Source organism: Actinokineospora auranticolor, from assembly GCF_002934265.1.
Classification (GTDB): Bacteria; Actinomycetota; Actinomycetes; order Mycobacteriales; family Pseudonocardiaceae; genus Actinokineospora; species Actinokineospora auranticolor.
Genome location: NZ_PTIX01000003.1, coordinates 315,805 through 339,843 on the forward strand (window position 1 = coordinate 315,805; position 24,039 = coordinate 339,843).

General features: G+C 71.1%; 22 protein-coding genes. 12 read left to right on the forward strand and 10 right to left on the reverse strand.

The window, feature by feature from the left end; genetic code table 11:
- Positions 1-432 (reverse strand): succinate dehydrogenase, cytochrome b556 subunit, encoded by a 432-nt coding sequence (gene sdhC / locus CLV40_RS07590; protein ID WP_104478116.1) that lies wholly within the window; start codon positions 430-432, stop codon positions 1-3.
- Between the two features lie 641 nt (positions 433-1,073).
- Between sdhC and CLV40_RS07595 the strand changes: the two genes are divergently transcribed.
- The 6 genes from CLV40_RS07595 (at position 1,074) to CLV40_RS07620 (ending at position 7,871) form a co-directional block, all read left to right on the forward strand.
- Positions 1,074-2,144, forward strand: a complete 1,071-nt coding sequence (locus CLV40_RS07595) for a BMP family lipoprotein (protein ID WP_104478117.1) — start codon at positions 1,074-1,076, stop codon at positions 2,142-2,144.
- A 133-nt stretch (positions 2,145-2,277) separates the two neighbouring features.
- The gene (locus CLV40_RS07600; protein WP_181043366.1) at positions 2,278-3,819 is read left to right on the forward strand and encodes an ABC transporter ATP-binding protein; all 1,542 of its coding nucleotides are present in this window, start codon (positions 2,278-2,280) and stop codon (positions 3,817-3,819) included.
- Positions 3,819-4,937 (forward strand): ABC transporter permease, encoded by a 1,119-nt coding sequence (locus CLV40_RS07605; RefSeq protein ID WP_104478119.1) that lies wholly within the window; start codon positions 3,819-3,821, stop codon positions 4,935-4,937. Before CLV40_RS07600 ends, CLV40_RS07605 begins: the two co-directional genes overlap by 1 nt.
- The gene (locus tag CLV40_RS07610; protein ID WP_104478120.1) at positions 4,934-6,193 is read left to right on the forward strand and encodes an ABC transporter permease; all 1,260 of its coding nucleotides are present in this window, start codon (positions 4,934-4,936) and stop codon (positions 6,191-6,193) included. The genes CLV40_RS07605 and CLV40_RS07610 overlap by 4 nt, the downstream gene beginning before the upstream one ends.
- The gene (locus CLV40_RS07615; protein ID WP_104478121.1) at positions 6,190-6,594 is read left to right on the forward strand and encodes a cytidine deaminase; all 405 of its coding nucleotides are present in this window, start codon (positions 6,190-6,192) and stop codon (positions 6,592-6,594) included. Before CLV40_RS07610 ends, CLV40_RS07615 begins: the two co-directional genes overlap by 4 nt.
- Positions 6,594-7,871 (forward strand): thymidine phosphorylase, encoded by a 1,278-nt coding sequence (locus tag CLV40_RS07620; protein ID WP_104478122.1) that lies wholly within the window; start codon positions 6,594-6,596, stop codon positions 7,869-7,871. Before CLV40_RS07615 ends, CLV40_RS07620 begins: the two co-directional genes overlap by 1 nt.
- On the opposite strand, the gene CLV40_RS07625 is transcribed toward CLV40_RS07620, so the two are convergent.
- Positions 7,868-8,605 carry a TetR/AcrR family transcriptional regulator gene (locus CLV40_RS07625; RefSeq protein ID WP_104478123.1) on the reverse strand — a complete coding sequence of 246 codons (738 nt, stop codon included), beginning with the start codon at positions 8,603-8,605 and terminating at the stop codon, positions 7,868-7,870. The two genes, CLV40_RS07620 and CLV40_RS07625, sit on opposite strands and share 4 nt — an antisense overlap.
- Before the next feature lie 569 nt (positions 8,606-9,174).
- Between CLV40_RS07625 and CLV40_RS07630 the strand changes: the two genes are divergently transcribed.
- The 3 genes from CLV40_RS07630 (at position 9,175) to CLV40_RS07640 (ending at position 11,595) form a co-directional block, all read left to right on the forward strand.
- On the forward strand, positions 9,175-9,588 hold the full coding sequence (locus CLV40_RS07630; protein WP_104478124.1) for a YbaB/EbfC family nucleoid-associated protein: 414 nt from the start codon (positions 9,175-9,177) through the stop codon (positions 9,586-9,588).
- Positions 9,585-10,247 carry a YbaB/EbfC family nucleoid-associated protein gene (locus CLV40_RS07635; protein ID WP_104478125.1) on the forward strand — a complete coding sequence of 221 codons (663 nt, stop codon included), beginning with the start codon at positions 9,585-9,587 and terminating at the stop codon, positions 10,245-10,247. Before CLV40_RS07630 ends, CLV40_RS07635 begins: the two co-directional genes overlap by 4 nt.
- An 85-nt stretch (positions 10,248-10,332) precedes the next feature.
- Positions 10,333-11,595 (forward strand): primosomal protein, encoded by a 1,263-nt coding sequence (locus CLV40_RS07640; RefSeq protein WP_104478126.1) that lies wholly within the window; start codon positions 10,333-10,335, stop codon positions 11,593-11,595.
- Between the two features lie 297 nt (positions 11,596-11,892).
- Here the strand turns inward: CLV40_RS07640 and CLV40_RS07645 are convergent, their stop codons facing one another.
- Positions 11,893-13,044 carry an adenosine deaminase gene (locus CLV40_RS07645; RefSeq protein WP_104478127.1) on the reverse strand — a complete coding sequence of 384 codons (1,152 nt, stop codon included), beginning with the start codon at positions 13,042-13,044 and terminating at the stop codon, positions 11,893-11,895.
- Between the two features lie 263 nt (positions 13,045-13,307).
- On the opposite strand from CLV40_RS07645, the gene CLV40_RS07650 reads away from it, so the two are divergent.
- The gene (locus tag CLV40_RS07650) at positions 13,308-14,597 is read left to right on the forward strand and encodes a hypothetical protein (protein WP_219823930.1); all 1,290 of its coding nucleotides are present in this window, start codon (positions 13,308-13,310) and stop codon (positions 14,595-14,597) included.
- Between the two features lie 1,080 nt (positions 14,598-15,677).
- Here the strand turns inward: CLV40_RS07650 and CLV40_RS40225 are convergent.
- Both CLV40_RS40225 and CLV40_RS07660 read right to left on the reverse strand, forming a co-directional pair.
- On the reverse strand, positions 15,678-16,790 hold the full coding sequence (locus CLV40_RS40225) for a bifunctional WXG100 family type VII secretion target/C40 family peptidase (RefSeq protein ID WP_281261648.1): 1,113 nt from the start codon (positions 16,788-16,790) through the stop codon (positions 15,678-15,680).
- Positions 16,791-16,896: 106 nt separating this feature from the next.
- Positions 16,897-17,238 carry a hypothetical protein gene (locus CLV40_RS07660; protein WP_104478129.1) on the reverse strand — a complete coding sequence of 114 codons (342 nt, stop codon included), beginning with the start codon at positions 17,236-17,238 and terminating at the stop codon, positions 16,897-16,899.
- Between the two features lie 160 nt (positions 17,239-17,398).
- On the opposite strand from CLV40_RS07660, the gene CLV40_RS07665 reads away from it, so the two are divergent.
- Positions 17,399-17,998: a type II toxin-antitoxin system antitoxin SocA domain-containing protein gene (locus tag CLV40_RS07665; RefSeq protein ID WP_245931157.1), complete on the forward strand. Its 600-nt coding sequence runs from the start codon at positions 17,399-17,401 to the stop codon at positions 17,996-17,998.
- A 35-nt stretch (positions 17,999-18,033) separates the two neighbouring features.
- Positions 18,034-18,612, forward strand: coding sequence for a Fic/DOC family protein (locus CLV40_RS07670; protein ID WP_104478130.1), 579 nt, complete (start codon positions 18,034-18,036; stop codon positions 18,610-18,612).
- Between the two features lie 132 nt (positions 18,613-18,744).
- Here CLV40_RS07670 and CLV40_RS07675 read toward each other — a convergent pair whose 3' ends face one another.
- The 5 genes from CLV40_RS07675 to deoC form a co-directional block, all read right to left on the reverse strand.
- A complete protein-coding gene (locus tag CLV40_RS07675; protein WP_104478131.1) occupies positions 18,745-19,641 on the reverse strand; it encodes a dioxygenase family protein in 897 nt (298 codons plus the stop codon).
- Between the two features lie 44 nt (positions 19,642-19,685).
- Positions 19,686-20,624, reverse strand: a complete 939-nt coding sequence (locus CLV40_RS07680; protein ID WP_245931158.1) for a helix-turn-helix transcriptional regulator — start codon at positions 20,622-20,624, stop codon at positions 19,686-19,688.
- A gap of 175 nt (positions 20,625-20,799) precedes the next feature.
- The gene (locus CLV40_RS07685; protein ID WP_104478133.1) at positions 20,800-21,666 is read right to left on the reverse strand and encodes an aldehyde dehydrogenase family protein; all 867 of its coding nucleotides are present in this window, start codon (positions 21,664-21,666) and stop codon (positions 20,800-20,802) included.
- Positions 21,659-23,089: an aldehyde dehydrogenase family protein gene (locus CLV40_RS07690; protein WP_104478134.1), complete on the reverse strand. Its 1,431-nt coding sequence runs from the start codon at positions 23,087-23,089 to the stop codon at positions 21,659-21,661. Before CLV40_RS07690 ends, CLV40_RS07685 begins: the two co-directional genes overlap by 8 nt.
- Positions 23,090-24,031, reverse strand: a complete 942-nt coding sequence (gene deoC, locus CLV40_RS07695) for a deoxyribose-phosphate aldolase (protein WP_104478135.1) — start codon at positions 24,029-24,031, stop codon at positions 23,090-23,092.
- Positions 24,032-24,039 lie beyond the last annotated feature (8 nt).

The window sequence follows — 24,039 nt, forward strand, 5'->3', positions numbered from 1 at the left end:
TCAGTTGCCCCCGAACATCTCGCGCACGGTGCGCTCCATCATGAAGTACGCACCGGGGACCATGACCACGACCCAGATGCCCAGGATCGTCCACAGCATCGGCTTCTGCAGGCGCGGTCCCCTGGACCAGAAGTCCACCAGCATGACCCGCAGGCCGTTGAGCGCGTGGTAGAGCACGGCGCCCACCAGGCCGACCTCGATGAGGTTCACGATCGGGGTCTTGTAGGTCTCGATGACCTCGTCGTAGGCGTTCGGCGATACCCGCACCAGAGCGGTGTCGAGCACGTGCGCGAACAGGAAGAAGAAGGTGAGCACCCCGGTGATCCGGTGCGCGACCCAGGACCACATGCCCGGGTCGCCGCGGTAGAGCGTCCCGGTGCGCCGGGACCCGCGGGCCGCCACCTTCTCGGTGGCGCTGGCCGATTCGGACATCGGTATCGGGCCTCCACGTCGCTGATGGACCAGTCTGGAACCTGTCTGGTGGACAAGCCGCGCCCGTGCTGGTACCGCACACGAAACGGGCTTGACTGAAGGGATGCTAGACCCGACGAGTCGGGCACACCCAACCCGCCGATCCCCTCTGTGACGGACGAGACACGGCCTCCGGGCCCGTCCCCCGCTGGTGGGGCCCCTACCGCCCGAACCGGTCCGCGTGTTGGTCACCGCGCGTCACGGAGGTGCCGGTGACCACCGTGTCGGGCGATGCCGAGATCGGGTCGAGACTCTGAATCGATCACGCCGCGCCGCGCGAATCCCCGCACCGGGCCTTATCGGTGACCGCACCGTGTCCACTCAGGACCGCCGGGCACCCGCTCCGGTCATCCGCCGCCACCCGGAGGTGTCCTCGAGTGGCCACGGTGGGTGGTGTGAATCAACAATTGGGTTACGCCCTGGACGGTACGCCGGAAAGCGCCGTACCGGGGAGTACGGTCCTGCGGCAACGCCGTGCGGCGCCCGTCACGCGGCGCGCGGACCGGGGAAGACGAAGACGACTCAGCCACTGAGCCGACAACTCCAACACTGCCGAGAAACCGAACGACTGCCGACTCTGTCGGATCCGGAAGGAGAAAGCCTTGCGCCGAACGCGAGGAGTTCGTCTCGCCGCCGCCCTGCTGGCGCTGGGGATCGGCCTGGCCGGGTGCGGTGCGAAGAACAACGACACCGGCAGCGGTGGCGGCACCCCCACCAGCGGCGCCCCCGCCGCCGGGCTCAAGATCGGCCTGGCCTACGACATCGGCGGCCGCGGCGACCAGTCCTTCAACGACTCCGCCGCGCGCGGCCTGGACAAGGCCAAGACGGAGTTCGGCCTCGACGTCAAGGAACTCGAGGCCACCGCGGGCGAGACCGAGGCGCAGAAGGAGGACCGGCTGCGCCAACTCGTCGAGGGCGGCTACACCACGGTCGTCGCCGTCGGCTTCGCCTACGCCGAGGCCATCGGCAAGGTCGCCAAGGACTCGCCCGAGGTCAAGTTCGCCATCATCGACGACTTCACCGACGGCGTGGACACCGGCGCCAACATCGCCAACCTGACCTTCGCCGAGCAGGAGGGCTCCTTCCTGGTCGGCGTGGCCGCCGCGCTCAAGAGCAAGACCGGCAACGTCGGCTTCGTCGGCGGCGTCAACACCCCGCTGATCCAGAAGTTCGAGGTCGGCTACACCGCGGGCGTCAAGGCCGTGAAGGCCGACGCGACGGTGCAGGTCAAGTACCTGACCCAGCCGCCGGACTTCACCGGCTTCAACGACCCGGCCAAGGGCGAGACCGCCGCCAAGGGCATGTTCGACGCGGGCGCCGACGTCGTCTACGCGGCCGCGGGCGGCTCCGGCAACGGCGTGTTCAAGACCGCCAAGGCCAACTCGAAGTGGGGCATCGGCGTCGACTCCGACCAGTACAACCAGCCCGCGCTCGCCGAGGTCAAGGACGTGATCATCACCTCCATGATCAAGGAGGTGGACGTCGCGGTGTACGACTTCATCTCCTCGGTGAAGAACGGCAGCTTCAAGGCCGGGCAGAAGGTCTACGACCTGAAGGCGGGCGGCATCGACTACGCCACCAGCGGCGGCAAGATCGACGACATCAAGGCCAAGATCGACGAGTACAAGGCCAAGATCGTCTCCGGCGAGATCAAGGTCGCCGACAAGAAGTAGCCGACACCGGCGAGCAGAAGTCCCGACGGGCCCGGCGGCGCACCCAGCGGCCCGGGCCCGTCGGCTTCGCCCCGGTCGGCCGAGGCGAGGCCCCGCGCTGTCCCCACCCCTGCCAGCGACTAAGGAATCGGCCGTGTCAACGGAGCCACCAGCAGCCGTCGAGCTGACCGGGATCACCAAGCGCTTCCCCGGCGTCATCGCCAACTCCGACGTCAACATCACCGTCCGGGCGGGCACCGTGCACGCCATCGTCGGGGAGAACGGCGCGGGCAAGTCCACCCTCATGAAGATCCTCTACGGCATGCAACCGCCGGACGAGGGCACCATCGCCGTCAACGGCGCACCCGTGTCGTTCGGCTCGCCCGCCGACGCCATCCGCGCCGGGATCGGCATGGTGCACCAGCACTTCATGCTCGCCGACAACCTCACCGTCCTGGAGAACGTGGTACTCGGCAGCGAACCCCGCAAGGGCGTCGCGCTCGACTTCGCCGCCGCCCGCGCCAAGATCCGCGACATCTCCGACGCCTACGGCCTCGGCGTCCACCCCGACCGGCTGGTCGACGACCTCGGCGTCGGCGAACGGCAGCGGGTCGAGATCCTCAAGGTCCTCTACCGCGGCGCCCGCGTCCTCATCCTCGACGAACCGACCGCCGTGCTCGTCCCCCAGGAGGTCGACGAGCTGTTCGGCAACCTGCGCGAGCTCAAGGCCGAGGGCCTGACCATCCTGTTCATCTCGCACAAGCTCGACGAGGTCCTCTCCGTCGCCGACGACATCACCGTCATCCGCCGCGGCACCACCGTCGCCAGCGTCTCGCCCAGCGACGTCACCGCCCGCGAACTCGCCGAACTCATGGTCGGCAGCGCCCTGCCCGTACCCGAGCTGCGCGATTCCACCGTCACCGCGAAACCGGTCCTCACCGTCAAGAACCTGACCGTGACCGGCGCCGACGGCCGACTCGTCCTCGACGACATCTCCTTCACCATCCACGCGGGCGAAGTCCTGGGCATCGCGGGCGTCGAAGGCAACGGGCAGGCCGAACTCGTCGAGGCGCTGATGGGCATCCACGCCCCCAACGCGGGCCGCGTCACCCTCGGCGACCGCGCGGGGAACCAGCGCGACATCACCCGCGCCTCCACCCGCCACCGCCGCGAAGCAGGCATGGGCTACATCCCCGAGGACCGCCACCGCCAAGGCGTCCTGCTCGAAGCGTCCCTCTGGGAGAACCGCGTCCTCGGCCACCAGACCCGACCACCGAACAACCGCGGCCCGCTGCTCGACCGCAAGGGCGCCAAGGCCGACACCCGCCGCATCGTGTCCGAGTACGACGTGCGCACACCGTCCATCGAGGTCAACGCCTCCGCCCTCTCCGGCGGCAACCAGCAGAAACTCATCGTCGGCCGCGAGATGAGCGGACGACCCGTCGTGCTCCTCGCCTCCCACCCCACCCGCGGCGTCGACGTCGGCGCCCAAGCCGCCATCTGGGACCACATCCGCCGCGCCCGCGCCCAGGAACTGGCCGTGCTGCTCATCTCCGCCGACCTCGACGAGCTGATCGGCATGTCCGACACCCTCGCGGTGATCCTGCGCGGCAGGTTCGTCGCCGAGTACGACCCCAGGACCGTGACCCCGGAGCAGCTCGGCTCCGCGATGACCGGCGCGGGGAAGGAAGGCTGATGCGCAAACTCACCCCCCGGTCCGTCCTGCTCGGACTCGCCGCCCCCGTCGGCGCGCTGGTCTTCGCCGCCGTCGTCTCCGCGATCATCCTCGCCGTCACCGGGCACGCCCCCACCGACGCCGTCGACGCCATGGCCCGCGCCGCCGAACGACCCCGCACCCTGGTCAACGCCGTCAACAGCGCCACCTACTACTACCTGGCCGCCGTCGCCGTCGCGATCGGCTTCCGGATGAAGCTGTTCAACATCGGCGTCGACGGCCAGTACCGGCTCGCCGCCCTGCTCTCCGCCGCCCTCGCGGGCGCGGCCTTCATGGAGCAACTGCCCTCGTTCCTGCGCATCACCGTGACCATCGTCGTCGCGATGCTCGTCGGCGCCGCCTGGGCCGGGCTCGCCGCGCTGCTCAAGGTCACCCGCGGCGTGTCCGAGGTGATCTCCACGATCATGCTCAACGCCGTCGCCACCTACCTGGTGTCCTACCTGAACCGGCCGGAGCGGCTCGCGGTCAGCACCGCGGGCAGCAACAACATCGGCACCCCGAAGATCACCGAGGGCGGCCAGGTCGCCGGGTTCACCGTCGAGGGCTCCTCGTCGAAGCTGTTCGGGCTGATCTTCCTCGCCGCCGCCGTCGGGGTGCTCTACTGGTTCGTGCTCTCCCGCACCCGCTTCGGCTTCGAGCTCAAGGCCACCGGCCTCTCCGAATCCGCGGCCGTGGCCAGCGGCGTCAACGTCAAGAAGATGGTGGTGCTGTCCATGCTGCTCTCCGGCGCCGTCGCCGGACTGGTCGGCATGCCGCAACTGCTCGGCTCCTCCTACAGCTACTCCCTCGACTTCCCCGCCGGGCTCGGGTTCATCGGCATCGCCGTCGCCCTCCTCGGCCGCAACCACCCGATCGGCATGGCCATCGCCGCGCTGCTGTGGGGTTTCCTGGCCAACACGGCCAACTCCTTCGACACCTCCGGCATCCCGCGCGAGATCGTCGACATCATGCAGGGCGTCATCGTGCTCTCCGTGGTCGTCGCCTACGAACTCGTCCGCCGCTACCGGGTGCGCGCCGAACAGCACGCCGTCGGCGGGGCGCTGGGCCGCACCAAGACCCTCGAGGAGGTGTCGTCGTGACCGTCGGCGGACTCTCGGTCGGACTCGACACGGCCGCGGCGCCCAAGCGCGGCAAACGCGCGTCGCCCTGGACCTACGCGCTGTTCGCGGTGGCCGCGCTCGCGGTCATCTCACTGGTGCGCGTCACCACCGGCGCCACCGACCTCACCTCGGCGGGCACCGTGCAGGCCGCGCTGACCGCCGCCGTGCCGCTGGCCATGGCCGCGCTCGCGGGCCTCTGGGCCGAACGCGCCGGCGTGGTCAACATCGGCCTCGAGGGCATGATGGTGCTGGGCACCTTCGGCGCGGGCTACGCCGGTTACCAGTGGGGACCGTGGGCCGGTGTGGTGTTCGGCCTGTTCCTCGGCGTCGTCGGCGGACTGCTGCACGCCGTCGCCACCGTCACCTTCGGCGTCGACCACATCATCTCCGGCGTCGCGATCAACCTGCTCGCGCCGGGCGCGGCGCTGTTCATGTCCAAGCTGTACTTCACCGACGCCCCCGGCGGCGGCGCCCGCCAGTCACCGCCCATCGGCGACGCGCCCAAGGTGACCGTGCCCGGCTTCGCCGACCTCATGGGCACCATCGAGGACAAGCACTGGTTCCTGCTCTCCGACCTCGCCGGTGTGCTGCGCGGCCTCACCACCCAGATCTCCGTGCTGACCCTGCTGGCCGCCGCGCTGATCATCGGCACCGGCTGGCTGCTGTGGCGCTCCGCGTTCGGGCTGCGGCTGCGCTCCTGCGGCGAGGCCCCCGCGGCGGCGGAATCGCTCGGCGTGAACGTCTACAAGTACAAGTACCTCGCCGTCACCGCCTCCGGCGCGTTCGCCGGGCTCGGCGGAGCGTTCTTCGCGGTCAGCTCCGGGCAGTTCCGCGAGGGCCAGACCGGCGGCCGCGGCTTCATCGGCCTCGCCGCGATGATCTTCGGCAACTGGCGGCCCGGCGGCCTCGCCACCGGCGCCGGCCTGTTCGGCTACACCGACGCCATGTCGCTGCGCGGCTCCGACGCCGTGCACGCGCTGCTGTTGCTGCTCGGCATCGCGCTGCTGGTCGTCGCGGTCACCCAGTACCGGTCCGGGCACCACGTGCTGTCCGGGTTCGCCGCCGCCATCGGCGTGCTGTTCGGCTGGTGGTTCTTCGCCAGCGACGAGGTACCGCCGGAACTGGTCGGCGCCGCCCCGTACGTGGTGACGCTACTTGTGCTCACCTTGGCGGCACAGCGGTTGCGACCGCCCAAACTGGCGGGCGAGCCGTACCGGAGGGGGCAATCCGGGTGAGCGAGATCGACTGGGACGCGCTGCGCGCGGCGGCCGTGGCCGCCGCCGCGTCCGCCTACTGCCCGTACTCGGGACTGCGCGTCGGCGCCGCCGCCCTGGTCGACGACGGCCGCGTCGTCACCGGGTGCAACGTGGAAAACGCCTCATACGGCCTCGGGCTGTGCGCCGAGTGCACCCTCGCCGGCCAGCTCCAGCTGACCGGCGGCGGCAGACTCGTCGCACTGGCCTGCCGCGGCGGCGACGGGGAACTGCTGATGCCGTGCGGACGTTGCCGCCAGGTGATCTACGAACTCGGCGGACCCGCGTGCCAGGTCGACACCCCCGCCGGACCGCAGCCCATGACCGCCGTGCTGCCCGACGCGTTCGGCCCGCACGACCTGCCCGCGAAGGGAACCGCCTGATGGAGCCGTTCGCCGCCGTCGACGTCATCCGGTCCAAACGCGACGGCCACCGGCTGACCGACGCCCAGATCGACTGGGTCGTCGACGCCTACACCCGCGGCGCGGTCGCCGAGGAACAGATGTCCGCCCTGGCCATGGCCGTGTTCCTCAACGGCATGGACGCCGCCGAGACCGCCCGCTGGACCGCGGCCATGGTCGACTCCGGCGACGTGCTCGCCCTCGACGTCGACCGGCCCACCGTCGACAAGCACTCCACCGGCGGCGTCGGCGACAAGATCACCCTGCCGCTGGCGCCCCTGGTCGCCGCCTGCGGCGCCGCCGTCCCCCAGCTCTCCGGCCGCGGCCTCGGACACACCGGCGGCACCCTCGACAAACTGGAATCCGTGCCCGGCTGGCGGGCCCGGCTCAGCCTCGCCGAGATCCAGGCCCAACTCGCCGACGTCGGCGCGGTCATCTGCGCGGCGACCGAAGGACTCGCCCCCGCCGACCGCAAGCTCTACGCCCTGCGCGACGTCACCTCGACCGTCGAGTCCATCCCGCTGATCGCCAGCTCCATCATGAGCAAGAAGATCGCCGAAGGCGCGGACGCACTGGTGCTCGACGTGAAGTTCGGGTCCGGGGCGTTCATGAAAACCCTGGACGACGCGCGGGCCTTGGCGCGCGCACTGGTGTCGATCGGCGTCTCCCACGGACGGCGCGTCTCGGCGCTGCTGACCGACATGTCCGTGCCGCTGGGACGCGCCGTCGGCAACGCGGTCGAGGTCGAGGAATCCGTCGCGGTGCTGCGCGGCGGCGGCCCCGCCGACGTCGTCGAGCTGACCCTGGCGCTGGCCCGCGAGATGCTCGCACTGGCCGGTCTGTCCGATGTGGACCCCGAGGGAGTGCTGGCGTCGGGGCGGGCGTACGAGGTGTGGGCGCGGATGCTGCGCGCCCAGGGCGGCGACCCGGACGCGGCCTTGCCGTCACCCCGGCACGTGCACCTCGTCGACGCCCCGGCCGACGGCGTGGTGACCCGGCTCGACGCGTACGCGGTCGGCGTCGCCGCCTGGCGGCTCGGCGCGGGCCGGGCGCGCAAAGAAGACCCCGTCCAGGCCGCGGCCGGGATCCTGTGCCACGCCAAACCGGGGGAGACCGTCCGCGCGGGCGACCCGGTGCTGGAACTGCGAACCGACACCCCGGAAGCGGTGCCGTCCGCGCTGGCCGCGCTGGAGGGCGCCTGGGCCGTCGGCGAGTCCGCTGTGGACCGCGGTCCGCTGGTGGTCGAGACGATCCGCTAGCGCTTGGACTCGATGAGCGCGGCGACACCGTCGAGCGCCCGCTCCAGGCTCCACGAGAAGTCCTGCTCGCTCGTGTCGTCGTAGTCGAACACGCCCTCGTCGAGCACGTCGATCAACTCCGGGAAGTGCTTGGGGTCCAACAGGAGCCGCAGCGTCTTCCCGTAGTCGGGGAGCTTGCCCTCGGACTCCGGCTCACCCACCCGCAGGTCGATCATGAGCGTGGCGTCGTTCCGGACCAGGCTGTTGACCAGCAGCATCACCGCGATCTTCTCCTTGCCCGACAACGGCGTCCCGCGCAACGCGGCCAGCGACGCCTCCAGCCACCGCAACTGGTGCGGCGTGATCGGCGGACCGGTGACCGGCACCCGCACCACCCACGGGTGGCGGCGCAGCGTGTGCAGGTTGTTGAACGCCAACTGGGTCAGGTCCGCCCGCCAGCGACCGGTCGCGGCGATGGTCCAGGTGTCGGCGTAGACCGCGTCGACCATGAGCGTGAGCAGCTCGTCCTTGGCGGAGACGTACCGGTACAGCGACATCGCGCTGGTCCCGATCGCGTTGGCGACCCGGCTCATGGACAGCGCGTCCAGCCCCTCCCGGTCGGCCACCGCCACCCCCGCGGCCACGATCCGCTCCAGGCTCAACGCGCGCTTGGGACCGCGGGCGGGCCTGCCACGCAACCCCCAGACCGCCTCAACGCTGGCGGGGAGGCTGGTGTCGGTCTCCTCGGAGGGCATCGTCTCGCTCTCGGGTTACGGGCTTGACGACCAGGATACGGCTGCGTATATCGTAAGCAGTAGCGCGTATGCGATACGCAGATCTGGGGGTTACCTGACCCGATCGCACTGGGGGTGCCGTCCGCGCACGCGCGGACGGCGCGGCAGACCCCGGTGCGGCCCGTTCCCCGGAACGAGCCGCACCGGTCCTGGCACCGCGGTGCCAGGCGTCAGTGGGGCCACCTCACCAGCCTGGAGGTGGCCCCACTGCTCGGGTCCGGCCCGCGCCGCCCCTTCTGTCCACACCCCACCCGGAGTTGTCCACAGCCCCCCAGTCGATCAAGATTTTGTGTCGCCCCCCACCTCTACAATGGAGATCGGGGGGCCGTGGCCACCCCGCCGAAGTTGATCACCGACTCCCGGCGGCCCCGCCCGGCCACCGACCGACAGCCCCGCCCGGCCGCGACCAGGTCCACGTCTGCCGCTTCCCGGTCGAGCCCGCGCTGCGCCGTGCCGTGCGACTCCCGCCGAGCCGCCCACGAACACCGCCCACCTAGGGCACACTGTTGGCCGAAACCGGAGGTGCGGGCGTGGAGATCGACGTCGAGCGCGAGCTCGAAGCGGTGGCGCGACGGGTCGAGCAGACCAGTGCCGAGGCGCGCGACCGCGCCCAGCAGGTCGGCCCCATCACCGGCAGCGCCACCAGCGCCGACGGCGCCGTCGCCGTCGAGGTGCGCCCCGGCGGCCTGCTGTCCGCCGTCAAACTCACCCCCGCCGCCCTGACCAGCGGCTCCGAAGCCCTCGCCGCGCAGATCACGGCCCTCGCCGCCAAGGCCACCCGCCGCGCGGGCGGCAACATGCACGCCGCGCTCGCCCCCGTGCTCGGTCCCTCCGGCGAGAAGCACCTCGCCTCCCTCGGCTACGAACCCATCGACGACGAAGACGCCGACGACACCGTCTTCGACCGCCCCCTCGGCGCCCAGCCCAGGCGGCGCGCCCGATGACCGACCGCGTCCCCGTCGAACGCAGCACCCGCCAACTCATCGAGGACGGCCGCGCCCGCCAACAGGCACTCGCCTCCGTCGACACCGTCCTCGCCGACGTCCGCGGCACCGCCCACGACAACCACGGCAGCGTCCGCGTCACCGTCGACGGCCGCGGCAAGCTCCTCGACCTGTGGCTGCGCCCCGACGCCGTCCGCTGGGGACCCGACCAGCTCGGCCGCCTCATCGTCCTGGTCGCCGAGGCCGCCATGGACCAGGCCACCCAGGCCGGCTACAACAAGCTCGCCCCGATCCTCGGCGACGGCATGACCCAGGCCATCGAGATGCTGTCCGGTCGAACGGCCCCCGCGCGCCGCGAAACCGGCCCCGGCATCACCGCCGAGGAGTTCCAGCGCAGGCGCGACGAGCGGATGCACGCGCAGGCGACCGGCCAACACCCCGGGCCCGGACCGTCCGAACCGGACCGCGGCCACTGGGCACCCGCCCCGGGAACCGTTGCCGGACAAGGCAACCACCCGGACAGGCCCGGTTCGCCCGATCAGGTGAGCCCGGCTGCCGCCGGGCCGGGCGGCAGCGGCCCGGGTACGGTCGAAAACGACGGTTTCGACCCGGACGACCCGCTTTCCTTCGACCTGTCCTCCCTACGTTCCGACCGGTGATCCGCACCCCGTAGGCTGCCGTCGCGCCACGCGTGCTCGCGGGGTGCGACGTACGCCGATGGCTGCGCGACCAGGAGGACCTCCAATGGCCCAGGACATCGTCCCGATCGAGCTGGGGTTGCCACAGGGTGACGTCGTCACGCTGTGGGCGCCGCGGTGGCGGGAAGACGGTGAGGAATGGGAGGCGTTCCTCGGTCACGAGGACGACCTCTACGCGTTCCCCGACGCCGCGCACCTGGCGGCGTTCGTGCGGACCACCGAGGAACACGACCTGTCCGACCACCCCGCCTGGCACCTCGTGCCCGCGCTGTCGGTGGCCGAGCTGATGCCCGACGAGGGCCACCAGTACGACCTGGTCGGCGTGCCCGAACTGGTCGCCGAGGAACCGGACACCTGGACGGTCAACGAGCTGGCCGACATCATCACCATCGTCCGCGCGCTCGCCGACGTCTGCGAGCTCGACGAGGTGCACGAGGTCCTCAACGCCGCCGACGGCTTCTCCGTGCTCGAACAGGGCACCTTCCCGTTCACCGGCCGCGAGGGCGAGCGGCTGTGGACCGACATGGCCGAGACCATCTCCGAGCGCTGGGACGAGGTGCTCGACGCGCTGGACTCGGTGGTGACCGCCCCCGACGTGGACGAGGCCGCGCTGGAGAAGAGCTCCCAGGAACTGGCCGAGTTCCAGGCGGAGGCCGCCGAGGCGGGCGAGGACGCCGACGTCGACCTCGACAGCGAACTCGACGCCGCCGACGACTCCGAGGACGACACGGCGGAGGACGAGGAGACGGGCCAGGTCGGGTTCTGGGCGGAGGTCGGCATCGACCCCATCAAGATCATTACCGACGGCCACGAGTACTACACCCTCCGCTGCTACCTCGACGACGAACCGGTCTTCCTCGGCCGCGAGGGCAAGATCGACGTCGCGGGCTCCCCGCGCGCGCTGGCCAAGTTCCTGGCCACCGAGGACCTGTCGGAGAACGACCTCGCCGAGGTGTCCACCTGGTCCGACGTCGCCGCCAAGGCCACCGACGGCAGCCTCGAGATCGACGTGCACGCGGACAACACGTACGTCCTCCAGGGCCTGGCCGACGACCTGGGCGAGGGCGTGGACGCGGTCGACCCGGTCCAGCTCGACCTCGCCGTGGAACTGCTCAACGACGCCGCCGACTGGGCGGGCGACGAGGGCGTCGCCGAGGCCCTCAACCAGTCCGAGTCCCTGGGCTGGCTGGTCAGCTTCATCCTGGCCCCGGACCCGACCCGGATGGCCCCCAGCGCCCCCTTCACCGCCGAGTCGGCGGCGTGGAGCAAGCTGGTGCAGGACCTGGAAGACCGCCTGAACGCGCACTAGTCGCGGACTCGCGGAAGGGGGAGGAACCCGGGTGGGTTCCTCCCCCTTCGCTTTGCTGCCGTCACGCATCGCGACCGGTCGCCACCCACGTGCGCACCGCTGGTCCCGCTGTCGGCCTGTGGTGGTTGGCTCCGGCGGGTGTGGCTACCTTGAGTGGGCGGAAGTTGCCCTGATCAGGCGATGTGAGGCTGGAACTTTGCACACCAGTTCGAACGTTCGTTATATAGATCGGTGCAGGCGAGCGGGACTTGATGTGCCCGGGGGAGGAGAAGGTGTCCAGCCGAGCACCGCGGGTGTCTACCTGGGAGCCGGTCGTCCGGCGGGTGCGGTTGGTCGGGACGCGCGCCAGTCGCCGACCAGGGGTGCGTAGGCGGGCTTGATGACGTCGTCGATGATCGCCAGCCGCTCGTCGAAGCCGATGAACGCGGACTTCATCGCGTTGATCGTGAACCGGCGCAGGTCGGCCCAGCCGTAGCCGAACGCGTCGACCAGGGCGGCCAGCTCGCTGGTGACGGTGCAGCCGCTCATCAGGCGGTTGTCGGTGTTGACCGTCACCCGGAACCGCAGGTCGGCCAGGAGGCCGAAGGGGTGCTCGCCGATCGAGGTGGCCGCGCCCGTCTGCAGGTTCGAGCTCGGGCACATCTCCAGCGGGATCCGGCGGTCCCGCACGTACGACGCCAACGGGCCGAGGTGGGCCTTGCCGTCGCCGTCCACGGTGATGTCGTCGATGATCCGCACGCCGTGCCCTAGCCGCTCGGCGCCGCAGTGCTGGATCGCCTCCCAGATCGACGGCAACCCGAACGCCTCGCCCGCGTGGATCGTGAAGTGCGCGTTCTCGCGGCGCAGGTAATCGAACGCGTCGAGGGTGCGGGTGGGCGGGAAACCCGCCTCCGGGCCCGCGATGTCGAAGCCGACCACGCCCGCGTCGCGGTAGCGGACAGCCAACTCGGCGATCTCCGAGGCGCGGGCGTTCTGGCGCATCGCGCACAGCAACGTGCCGATCCGGACCGTGCGGCCGTCCGCGGCGGCGCGGCGCTCGCCCTCGCGGAAACCCGCCTGGACGGTCTCCACGATGGTGGGTAGGTCGAGGCCGTGTTCGGTGAACAATTCGGGCGCGTAGCGCACCTCGGCGTACACGACTCCATCCGCCGCAAGGTCCTGCGCGCATTCGGCTGCCACCCGAACGAGTGCATCTTGGTCCTGCATGACACCGCACGTGTGCGCGAAGGTCTCCAGGTACCGCTCCAGCGAACCCGAGTCCGCCGCCTCCCGGAACCAGACGCCCAGGGCCGCCGGGTCGGTCGTCGGCAGGCCGCGGTAGCCCGACGCCTCCGCCAACTCGACCACGGTGCCCGGCCGCAGCCCACCATCCAAGTGGTCGTGCAGCAGGACTTTCGGGACGTCGCGGATGGTCTCCGGGGTCACCGGCACCGGCGTGGGGGTCGACATGCGGCCACGGTACTCAGACCAGGGACGCCACCCGATCGGGTAGCACCAGCGTCACGTAAGGTGGGTGACGATCACGTTATACCGCTGGATGGCCGTCCACCGAACGGACTAATAGTCCGTGTCTGGGCCCACGAACGAGCAACGGGTGGTGTATGGACGCCTTCTGGGACTGGCTAGGCTCGCCAGCGTCTCCCCCATCTCCCCTCCCCAGGACGAAGGTCACCTCCGTGAACGAAAACAACCCCACGGTGTCGTTCGACCGGATGCGCAACATGCTCACGCGCGCGGCCGAGATCCGTGAGAGCGAACAGCAGCAGATCTTCGACGCCCTGGACGAGATCCACGCGCGGCTCTCGCCGCTTGAGTCCATCGGGTCGGTGCGCAAGCGGCTGTCCGAGATGCCGGACCGCACCGAGGTCAGCGTGCTGGCGGAGCGGCTCGACGAGGCGATGGCGAAGCTGGAGGGGCAGAACGCGGCCATCGCGGCGATCGGGCGCGCGGTGGAGAGCATCGTGGACAAGCTCGCCACGCCGTTCGCCCAGCTCGACGGCAGGCTCGACGGGGTCGCGGGCCGGTTCGAGGGCGTGGCCGGGCGGATGGACGGCCTGGAGGACAAGCTGTCGAGCATCCACCGGCGCATCGACGAGCTCGACAGCCACCTCGACAAGCAGGACAACCGCATCGACCAGGTGCCCGGCTCGGTGCACGGGCCGGTGCGGGAACGCATCGAGATCATGGAGACGGCGCTGCGCGGCCGCCTCGACGAGGTCGACGAGGGCGTCCACGAACACCTCGACGGCACCAAGGACGCGCTGGCGCGGGTGGTCGGGGAGACCTCCGACGCGGTGCGCGGTGCGGTCACCGAGTCGGCGACCACCGTGCGCGGCCTGGTGACCGACTCGACCAACACCGTGCGCGGTGCGGTCACCGAGTCGACCAACGCCCTGCACGGCCGCTTCACCGAGACCTCCGACGCCCTGCACGGCAAGCACGACGCCGCGGCCCAGACCCTCGCGGGCATCCGCGAGGCGGTCGGCGCCTCCCGCGACGCGGTCTACGGCAAGCTCGACGAGGCCACCGACGCCCTGCAGAACGCCCTGCGGGAGACGAAGGAGACGGTCGACGCCAGCGACCGCCTGGAATCCCTCGCCCAGCGGCTGGAGAAGGTCACCACCCGCCTCGACGAGATGGCGACCCGCCTCGACACCGTCGAGGACGGCTTCACCGCGCGCCTGGGCGACCTGGGCGGCGCGATCGAGCGCGGCCTGACCAAGGTCGAGGGCACCCTCTCCAACCGCCCCGACTCGGACTCGGTGGAAACCCTGGTCCGCCGCAGCAACGACGAGTCGGTCCGCCGCATCGGCGGCCACCTCGACGAGGCCATGGCCACCTTCGCCGAACTCATGCTCGGCGGCGGCACCCCCACCCCGCCCCCGCCGACCACCCTGCCCCGTCAGGGCAACCGCCGCCGCACCAACGGCAAGGGCCCCAAGTCGGCCGACAAGGTCCGCGACGAGAACGCCGAAGACAGCGACATCGCCGCAGGCGCGTAATCCCGCTCTTCTGGTGGGCCATCTCCGTTCGCGGAGATGGCCCACCAGCGTCTTCGGCGATGCTCGGCGCCTGCGGCTTGAAGGCCCGCTTCGGGGTCGCCTGGACGAACGACGACCAAACAGGTGACGTCCGCTCGGCGCGGTTTCCGGCCGTGCTCCGCCGCCCCTGGGCCGAACCCGCCGCCGCACAACCGAGCCCACCCCCCAATCCCTCCCCTCAAACCCCGCGGCCAGCCCAAGTCGATCTCGGCACCCCGAATCGACTCCGCCGCCCCGAATCGCCCTCGCCGCCGCACAACGGGTCATGCCCAGCGCGCGGCCGCCAAGGCCGCGCGCTGGCCCGACGCGGCTGTTGGCGCGACGCGGCTGTTGGCGCGACGCGGCTGTTGGCGCGACGCGGCTGTCGGCCCGACGCGGCTGTTGGCGCGACGCGGCTGCTCGGCCTCGTGCGCTGGCGGGCGAAGAGCGAGCGTGGCGTCGGCGGTGGTTGGCGGGATGGAGCGGGATCGGGATGTGTCGGCGTGGATGGGCCACGGGCCGTGGGCCGAGTTGGGTTGGTGCCGGTGTGCCGAAAGGAGGCGTCGGATGAGCTAACTTCCAGTCAACGCCGATGGGCTGCTTGAGCCAATGCGCTGCTCGGCGAGCCTGCGTCTGCGGTCGGCCGCGCCCATCCGTCTTCCCTCGTGAGGGGCTCGCCCGGCCGGGTGCGTGTCCCGTGTGACGGGGCTGGCTTGGTGTGACGGGGCTGGCTTGGGGTGCGGCGCTCTCCGGTGGCGGCGCAGCTGTGGTGGGCGTAGCTGTGGCCGCGCTGTTGGTGGGCTTGGTTTGCCTGCGGTGGTTTCCGGTTGGAGTGTGGCGGAGGGTGCCTTGTGGTTACCAAGTCAACGGTGGGGCCGGCTTGCGGGGTGGGGTGCCGTGTCGCAGTTTCGTCCCGCTCGCCTGTACTGATCTGATAAGCGAACGATCGAACTGGTGTGCAAAGTTCCAGCTTTGGATCGCTTGATCAGGGGAAACTGTGGTGACGATGGGTAGCTGTGGGTGGGGTGGTCGGGGCTGGAGTGGTTTCGGAGGGGTGACGGGTCAGCCGGTGGGGCGGTAGAAGCCTACGAAGGGCATTCCCGAGTTGGTGGTGCGTAAGGGGCCTACCTGGACGGGGTCGCCTGCCTCGACGATCTGGCCGCTGCCGATGTACATGGCGACGTGGCCTTCCCAGCAGACCAGGTCGCCGGGGAGGAGTTGGTCGGCGGACGGGACCTCCGCGCCGATGTCCTGTTCGCGGGAGGTGCGCGGGATCTCCAGACCACCCTCGCCGTACGCGTACTGGGTGAGGCCGCTGCAGTCGAGGCCTACGCCGGGGGCCGTGCCGCCCCAGACGTACGGGACGCCCAGTTGGCCTAGGGCGGCTCGGACTGCTCGGGCGGCTGTTTCGTTGGGGGCCTGAACCGTGCTGCCGTCGGGGAGGTTGACGGCTACGCCCGTGCCCGGCTGCGGTGGGATGGCCATGGGCAGCCTGCGTTTGGTGACGGTGCCGCCGCCACCCCCGCCGCCGGAATAGCCGCCGCCGCCCCCTCCACCACCGCCGCCTCCGCCTCCGCCTTGGTGCTGGGTGTACGCGGTGGGTGGGGGTGGGGCGGTCGAGGTGGCGCCCGCCGTGCTGGTGGCGCCCGCGTCGCCGCCGGTGAGTCGGGTGACGACGCCGGTCAGCTGGGTCATCACCGCTTCGAGGTTGGTGGACGTGTCGCCGGTCAGCTGGGCGGCGTAGCGGGCCAGTTCGGTCAGCTTGGCCTGCGCCCCCGCGGGGTCGCCCGCTTGGCGCAGGGCGGCGGCGGTGCGCAGCAGTTCGGCGGCGCGGCGGTTGAACTCGTCGAGCTGGTCCTGGTTGACCTTCTGGCCGACCTTGAGGATCTCGCCCGCCTCGCGCACCGCCCGCTGCACCTCGGCGCTGTACTGGCTCAGGTCCGCGCTCGCCGCCCGCTGCGCCGTGGCGTCCTCCTGGTGGCGCACGGCGCTCTGCCCCGTCCACCCCTCCCGCAGGGTGGCGGCGTACCGGTACGCGTCGTCGTCGACCGTGGTGAGGGTGTTGCTGACGGTCGCGTGCGCCTGACCCAGGCGGTCGATCGCGTCGTCGTCGGTGGCCAGGTGCCGTTGCGCGGTCGCGGCAGGCTGGACCATCGGGTCCAGCAGCTCGTGCACGGGGCTCACCACGCGGACTCACCCGCCATCCGGCGCCCGGCGGTGACGGTCTCGGTGGTTCGCGTGCTCGGCATGGCCTCTGCGGTGTCGGTGGGGTGGGGCGGGGTCACGCGAGGTCTCCGGCGGCGCGGCGGACGTTGGCGGAGGTGTCGTCCTCGGTGGCGGACAGGTTGGTCCAGGTGTTGCGCACCGCCTCGGCCGTGCCGCCGTAGCTGGTGGCGAGGCTGCGGACGCCGTCGGCCTGGCGCTGGGTGGCCGAGCGGAGGGCCTGGGCCAGGCCCACCTCGTCGCCGATCTTGGAGAACGCGTGGGCGCCGAACTGGCCGGGGCCGTGCAGGTCGCGGTCGGCCAGGCCGTGCAGCTGGTCGGCCAGCGGGTTCACCCCCGCCGTGTACGCGCGGAAGGCGGACTCCTCGCCGCGGTAGCCGCCGACGTCCGACTCGCCCATGGTGTCCCCCTGCTCCCTCTGCCCGACCGGTTCGACGACCGCTCCCCGCGATCGGTTTCCCAGGTTAGGACACATCGGGCAACCGCGTGGGGAGTTGTCCACAGCCCTGGAAGTGTGGTTGCCGACCGGTATCATGGGAGGTGACGGAAGGGGTCCTCCGGTGCCTGGTACCGCCTCGGTGCACGACGTCGTGGCCGCGATCCTCGATCGGACCGGTCCCGAGTCGCCGATGAAGGTGCAGAAGCTGCTCTACTACACCCAGGGCTGGCACCTGGGTCGCTTCGGCGAACCCCTCTTCCCCGACCGCATCGAGGCGTGGACCGCGGGCCCCGTGGTCCCCGAGGTCTACCGCCGCCACGAGGGCACGCGGGAGGTCGCGGACTGGCCGGAGGGCGACCCCGGCAGGCTCAGCGACCAGGACCGGGAGCTGGTCGACACCGTCGTCGCCCGCTACGGCGGCTTCGACCGCCACCAGCTCAGCGCCATGACCCACGACGAGGAACCCTGGCGGGTGGCCCGCGGCGACCTGCCCGACTCGGCCCCCAGCCGGGTGCGGCTGTCGGAGTCGGTGATGGCCCGCTTCTTCGGCAGGCTGATGTGCGACGCGGACACCGCCGCCGCCGAGGCCGCCGCCAGCGCCCGGTTGGAGGGCCTGGAGGTCTCGGCGGAGGCCCGCCGGGCCTGTTCCCGGGTCGCGGACGGCACCATGACCACCGACCAGGCCGTCCGGCAGCGGCTGCGCGAGCTCCTGGGCGCCTGAACCACCACCCAAGGAAGATCGACCGGGCGACGCGTGTGACCGACCCGTACCTCGACCCCGAGACCGGGGTGCTGCGCAACCTGCACGGCTGCACCGACCACGCCACCCTCGCCGCCGTCGAGCGCGACCTGGCGTTCCTCCGCGACGAGGAGCTGAAGCGATTACCCCTGCCGGGCGCCTACGACTCCGCGCACCTCACCAGGTTCCACCGCCACCTCTTCGGCGACGTCTACCCGTGGGCGGGCAAGCACCGCCGGGTCGACCTCGTCCGGGGCACGTCCCGCTTCGCGCACTGGCGCCACGTCGAGCCCGCGCTCACCGACCTGTTCACCAAGTTGAAGGCCGAACGCCTCCTCGTCGGATTGCGCCGCGCGGATTTCCTCGACCGGTTCGCTTATTACTTCGGTGAAGTAAACGTCGTCCACCCGTTCCGCGAGGGGAACGGTCGCGCCCAGCGCGCGTTCTTCCGCCAATTGGCGCTATTCGCGGGGTGGCGAATGGATTTCGCGCGTCTGGACCGAACGGACTATCTCCACGCGTGCGTCGCGGCGATGGTCGGTCAATTCGAACCCCTTACCGCGCAGTTCGACATCGCGCTCGTGGGCGGTGCATAAAACCGTTGCCCCCCACGCGTTCGCGTGAGGGGCAACGGTTTTATGCTCGTCCCCGGCACAGGGCTACCGGGGGCGTGTCAGGCTGGTGCGGGCCTCGTCCGGGGTCGGTCGGTACCGGACGCGGTCAACCACTCAGCCGACGCGCCAGAGGGCGGGCACGTTCGGCGGCTCCCAGCCGGGCTGGGCCGTGTGGCCCTGCAGGCAGGTGTAGTTCACGCCGCTGTAGGTGACCCGGGTGCCCGCGGCGTAGTTGGTGCCCGCGGCCCAGGTGGTACCACCGGGCGGGTTGTTGGTGGTGCTGGTCGGCGGCGTCGTCGAGCTCGACGGCGGACGGGTCGTCGACGAGGTCGGCGGGGTGCCGTTGACGTTCAGGACGAAGTCGAACGACGCTTCCTTGCCGTTGCCCACGGTGCGGACGTTCATCAGCAGCCGGGGGTCGTAGATGGTGTCGGTGTTGTTGCGCGGCTCACCCGGGAAGTACGTCTGGGTGGTCAGGATCCGACCGCCGGGGTTCTGCACCTTCATGTGGATGTGCCGGGTGCGGCCGGGGTAGAGGCCGGGCACGATCGTGGTGAGGGTGTACTTGCCGTTGGCGTCGGTGTACTGGTGGCCGCGGAAGCGGTAGGTGGTGTTGTCGTAGTTGCCACCGTTGTCGGCCTGCCAGAAGTCGAGCAGGACGTTGGCGAGCGGCTGGCACTGGCGGCCGAAGACGTACCCGGTGACGGTCAGCGGGGTGCCGACGGTGCCGGGCTCGACCAGCGAGGTGCGCTGCGGCGAACCGGCCTTGAAGTACGGGCCCTCGGTCTGCTCGATGGTCGGGGCGTCCCCGTCGCTGCAGTCGGGGGTCAGTTCGAGCAGCTCGCCGTTGGCCGCGTCCTCGGCCTTGGTGCGGGCCAGGGCGGGCACGCCGACCAGCGCGATCGGCGCGGCGACTCCGGCGGCGATGGCGGCGCGCAGCACGGCCTTGCGGCTGACCTGCTTGCCGGGTTCCTGTGGCTGGTCTTGGTCGCCGTGCAGGGGGGCGTCCATGTAGGGCTCCTTGTGGGTGGGGGCGCCGGGGAATGAACACGAACCTACGTAGACGATTCGGCGTGGACGATGGACTGGAACCGTTGGACGTGGTGATTCCCATGGGGGCTGTTACCACTGTGGACGTCGTTCCCACGTAACTCAATGCGTTCCTCGCCGCCGCCGCGGCGGAAATCGCCCGGGCTCACCCCGGCTTCTCGTCGGAAAAACCGACAAAAGTACGCCGCGTCGGCGAAACCGACCCGTCCCGCGATCTGTCTGACCGTGAGATCGGTTCTCAGCAGCAGGCGTTTCGCCTCGTGTGCGCGCGCCTCCCGGACCAACTCCGACGGCGTGCGCCCGGTGGCCGCCTTCACCGCCTCGGTGAGGTAGCCCGGCGTAACCCCTATGTGTTCGGCGTACGCCCTGACGGACCACAAGTCAAGGTCTATGCGCGCGGTGAGCCTGGTGAACTCGTCGGCGACGGACCCCGCGCGGGCGGGCGCGGGGGGCGCGGCGGCCGGGGTCTCGGGCAGCCTGCCCGCGCGGACGATGAGGACGTGGAGCAGGGCGCGCAGCACGGTGTGGGCGCCCTCGGCGTTGCGGCGGTACTCGTCGTGCAGGTCGCCCATGAGCCGCGCGGTCTGGGCGTGGGTGGTGCCGTCGAGGGTGAGCCAGGGGCGTTCGCTGAGCCTGCGCAGCAGGTCGCGGTCGGCGGGGTGGTCGAGCAGGAAGTCGTCGGTGAACAGGACGACGTTGCCCTCGAGGTTGCGCGTGTTCTCCCAGTGGTGCACCTGGCCCGGGGCGATCACGCACAGGTGCGGCGGGCGCAGGTCCCAGCGGGCCAGGTCGACCACGTGCGTGCCGGTGCCGCCGGTGACGTGCACGATCTCGTGGAAGGTGTGCCGGTGCGGGAAGGACGCGCGCGACAACGGGCCGACGCTGTCGAAGGTGCCCGCGACGAACGGGAGGGCGTTCGCCGTGGGTAACTCCAACCGGTGCATGGGAAGCTCTCCCGCACGCGCGGTGCGGGAGGGCGTCCCGGGTAAGACAGTGGTGCCGCGCATGGAGCCGTTCCCCTCGCTTCCTGGACCAAAAGGTCCAGACCAATCGTTGGCAAACCCTCACGATGGCACGCGCGGGGCCGACTGGGAACACGTCAGGGCATAGCAGGAAGTACTAGACCCCCATGGGATGCCACACGGTCTTGGTCTCGACCAGTGCGCGCAGCCTGCCGATATCCGGCCCCGTGGTCCAGTCCGGCTCCCCGCGCCCGACTCGCAGGACGCGGGTGACCGTACCGGCCGCGGCCCGCTCGAGTTCGGCCCGCTGCTCCACCGGCGCCCCGGCGAGGTCGAGCGCGTTGACGTCGGCGTGCGCGGCCAGCCACGGCGCCAGCTCCGCGGTGTGCCCGGTGAGCAGGTTGACCACCCCGCCCGGCACGTCCGAGGTCGCCAGCACCTCCGCGAGCGTGATCGCGGGCAGCGGCCGGTCCTCGCTGGCCACCACGACGGCCGTCGCGCCGACCGCCAGCACCGGAGCCAGCACGCTGACCAGGCCCAACAGCGACGAGTCCGGCGGCGCGAGCACCCCGACGACGCCCGTCGGCTCCGGCACCGAGAAGGAGAAGTACGGCCCGGCGACCGGGTTCGCCGCGCCCAGCACGGTGGCCAGCTTGTCGGTCCAGCCCGCGTACCAGACCCACCGATCGATGGCCGCGTCCACAATCGACTGCGCCCGCCGCGACGGCGCGCCCTCGCCCGCGGCGACCTCGGCGGCGAACTGCTCGCGCCTGCCCTCCAGCAGCTCGGCCACCCGGTAGAGGACCTGTCCACGGTTGTAGGCGGTCGCGCCGGACCACTTGCCGAAGGCGCCGCGCGCGGCCACCACGGCCTCCCGGAGGTCCTTGCGCGAGGCCTGCGCCGCGTTGGCCAGGAACCGGCCGCGCGAGTCGGACACCGGGTAGGTGCGGCCGGACTCGGAGCGGGGGAACGCGCCGCCCACGAAGAGCTTGTAGGTCTTGGACACCGTCACGCGGTCAGACATCGAGGTACGCCTCCAGCCCGGTCCGGCCGCCCTCGCGGCCGAAGCCCGACTCCTGGTAGCCGCCGAACGGCGCGGCGGGGTCGAAGCGGTTGAACGTGTTGGCCCACACCACGCCCGCGCGCAGCCGGTCGGCCATCCACAGGATCCGGGAGCCCTTCTCCGTCCACACGCCCGCGGAGAGCCCGTACGGGGTGTTGTTGGCCTTGGCCAGCGCCTCGTCGGGGGTGCGGAAGGTGAGGACGGACAGGACCGGCCCGAAGATCTCCTCGCGCGCGATGCGCATGGACTGGGTGACGTTGGCGAAGACCGTGGGCGCGAAGAAGAAACCCTTCTCCGGGAGGGGGCACGGGCTGGTCCACCGCTGCGCGCCCTCCTGCTCGCCGGAGGTGACCAGCTCCCGGATCTTGGACAGCTGGTCGCGCGAGTTGATCGCGCCGACGTCGGTGTTCTTGTCCATCGGGTCGCCGACGCGCAGCGTCGCCACCCGCTCGTGCAGCCGGTCCAGCAGCTCGTCGGCGATCGACTCCTGGACCAGCAGCCGCGACCCGGCGCAGCACACGTGGCCCTGGTTGAAGAAGATCCCGTTGACGATCCCCTCGACCGCCTGGTCCAGCGGGGCGTCGTCGAACACGATGTTCGCCGCCTTGCCGCCCAGCTCCAGCGTGAGCTTCTTGCCGGTCCCAGCGAGGGAACCCTGGATGAGCTTGCCGACCTCGGTGGAGCCGGTGAAGGCCACCTTCGCCACACCCGGGTGGTTGACCAGCTCGGCGCCCACGTCGCCCGCGCCGGGCACGATGTTGACCACGCCCGGCGGCAGCTCGGCCTGCTGGATGATCTCCGCCAGCACCAGCGCGGTCAGCGGGGTGGTCTCCGCGGGCTTGAGCACCACGGTGTTCCCGCAGGCCAGCGCGGGGGCGATCTTCCAGGCGGCCATCAGCAGCGGGAAGTTCCACGGGATGACCTGACCGGCCACGCCCAGCGGCCGCGGATCGGGGCCGTAGCCCGCGTACTCCAGCTTGTCGGCCCAGCCCGCGTGGTAGAAGAAGTGCGCGGACGCGGTCGGGACGTCCGTGTCGCGGGACTCCTTGATGGGCTTGCCGTTGTCGAGGGTCTCCAGCACGGCCAGCTCGCGCGCCCGCTCGGCGATCATCCGGGCGATGCGGAAGATGTACTTCGCGCGTTCGCTGCCGGGCATCCGGCCCCACACCTTGTCGTACGCGCGGCGCGCGGCCTTGACGGCCTTGTCGACGTCGGTCGGGCCCGCCGTGCCGACCTCGGCCAGGACCTCCTCCGTGGCCGGGTTGACGCTCTTGAGGGGCTCGCCGGTGCCGTCGACGAACTCGCCGTCGACGAACGGCCGGTAGGTCGGCTTGAGGTTCGCGATGGCCCGCGATTCCGGCGCGGGGTCGTATTCCCAGGTCATCTAGTCCACCGTCACATAGTCCGGGCCGCTGTAGTGGCCGCTGAGCTGGGTCTGGCGCTGCATCAGCAGGTCGTTGAGCAGGCTGGAGGCGCCGAAGCGGAACAGCTTCGGGGTCAGCCAGTCGGGGCCCGCGACCTCGTGCACGGCCACCAGGTGGCGGATGGCGTCCTTGGTGGTGCGGATGCCGCCCGCCGGTTTGACGCCGCGGTGCTGCCCGGTGGCGGCGTGCCAGTCGCGCACCGCCTGGAGCATCAGGTTGGTGACCGGCAGGGTCGCGGCGGGGGAGACCTTGCCGGTGGAGGTCTTGATGAAGTCGCCGCCCGCGAGCAGCGCCAGCCAGGACGCGCGGCGCACGTTGTCGTAGGTGGCCAGCTCGCCGGTCTCCAGGATGACCTTGAGGTGGGTGTCGCCGCAGGCCGCCTTGATCGTGCGGATCTCGTCGAACACTTGGCCGTAGCGGCCCGCGAGGAAGGCGCCGCGGTCGATCACCATGTCGATCTCGGTGGCCCCGGCCTCGACGGCGTACTCGGTGTCGGCGATCTTGATCCGCAGGCTGGAGCGGCCGGACGGGAAGGCGGTGGCGACGCTGGCCACCTCGACACCGGTGCCCGCGACCTCTTGCGCGGCGGTGGCCACCATGTCCGGGTAGACGCAGACCGCCGCCACGCGCGGGGTGGCCGGGGCGGGGTGTCTGGCTTTCGCGCACAGGGAGCGCACTTTGCCTGGCGTGTCCGCACCCTCCAATGTGGTCAGGTCGACCATGGAGATCGCGGTGTCGATGGCCCAGCGCTTGCTCGACTTCTTGATGCTCCGCGTGGCCAGGCCCGCGCTGCGCTGCTCCAGGCCGACCGCGTCCACGCCGGGCAGGCCGTGCAGGAAGCGCCGCAGCGACGACTCGTCCCTGGTCGCGTCGCTGAACTCGTGCGTTGTCGTCGCGGACATGGGCTTGA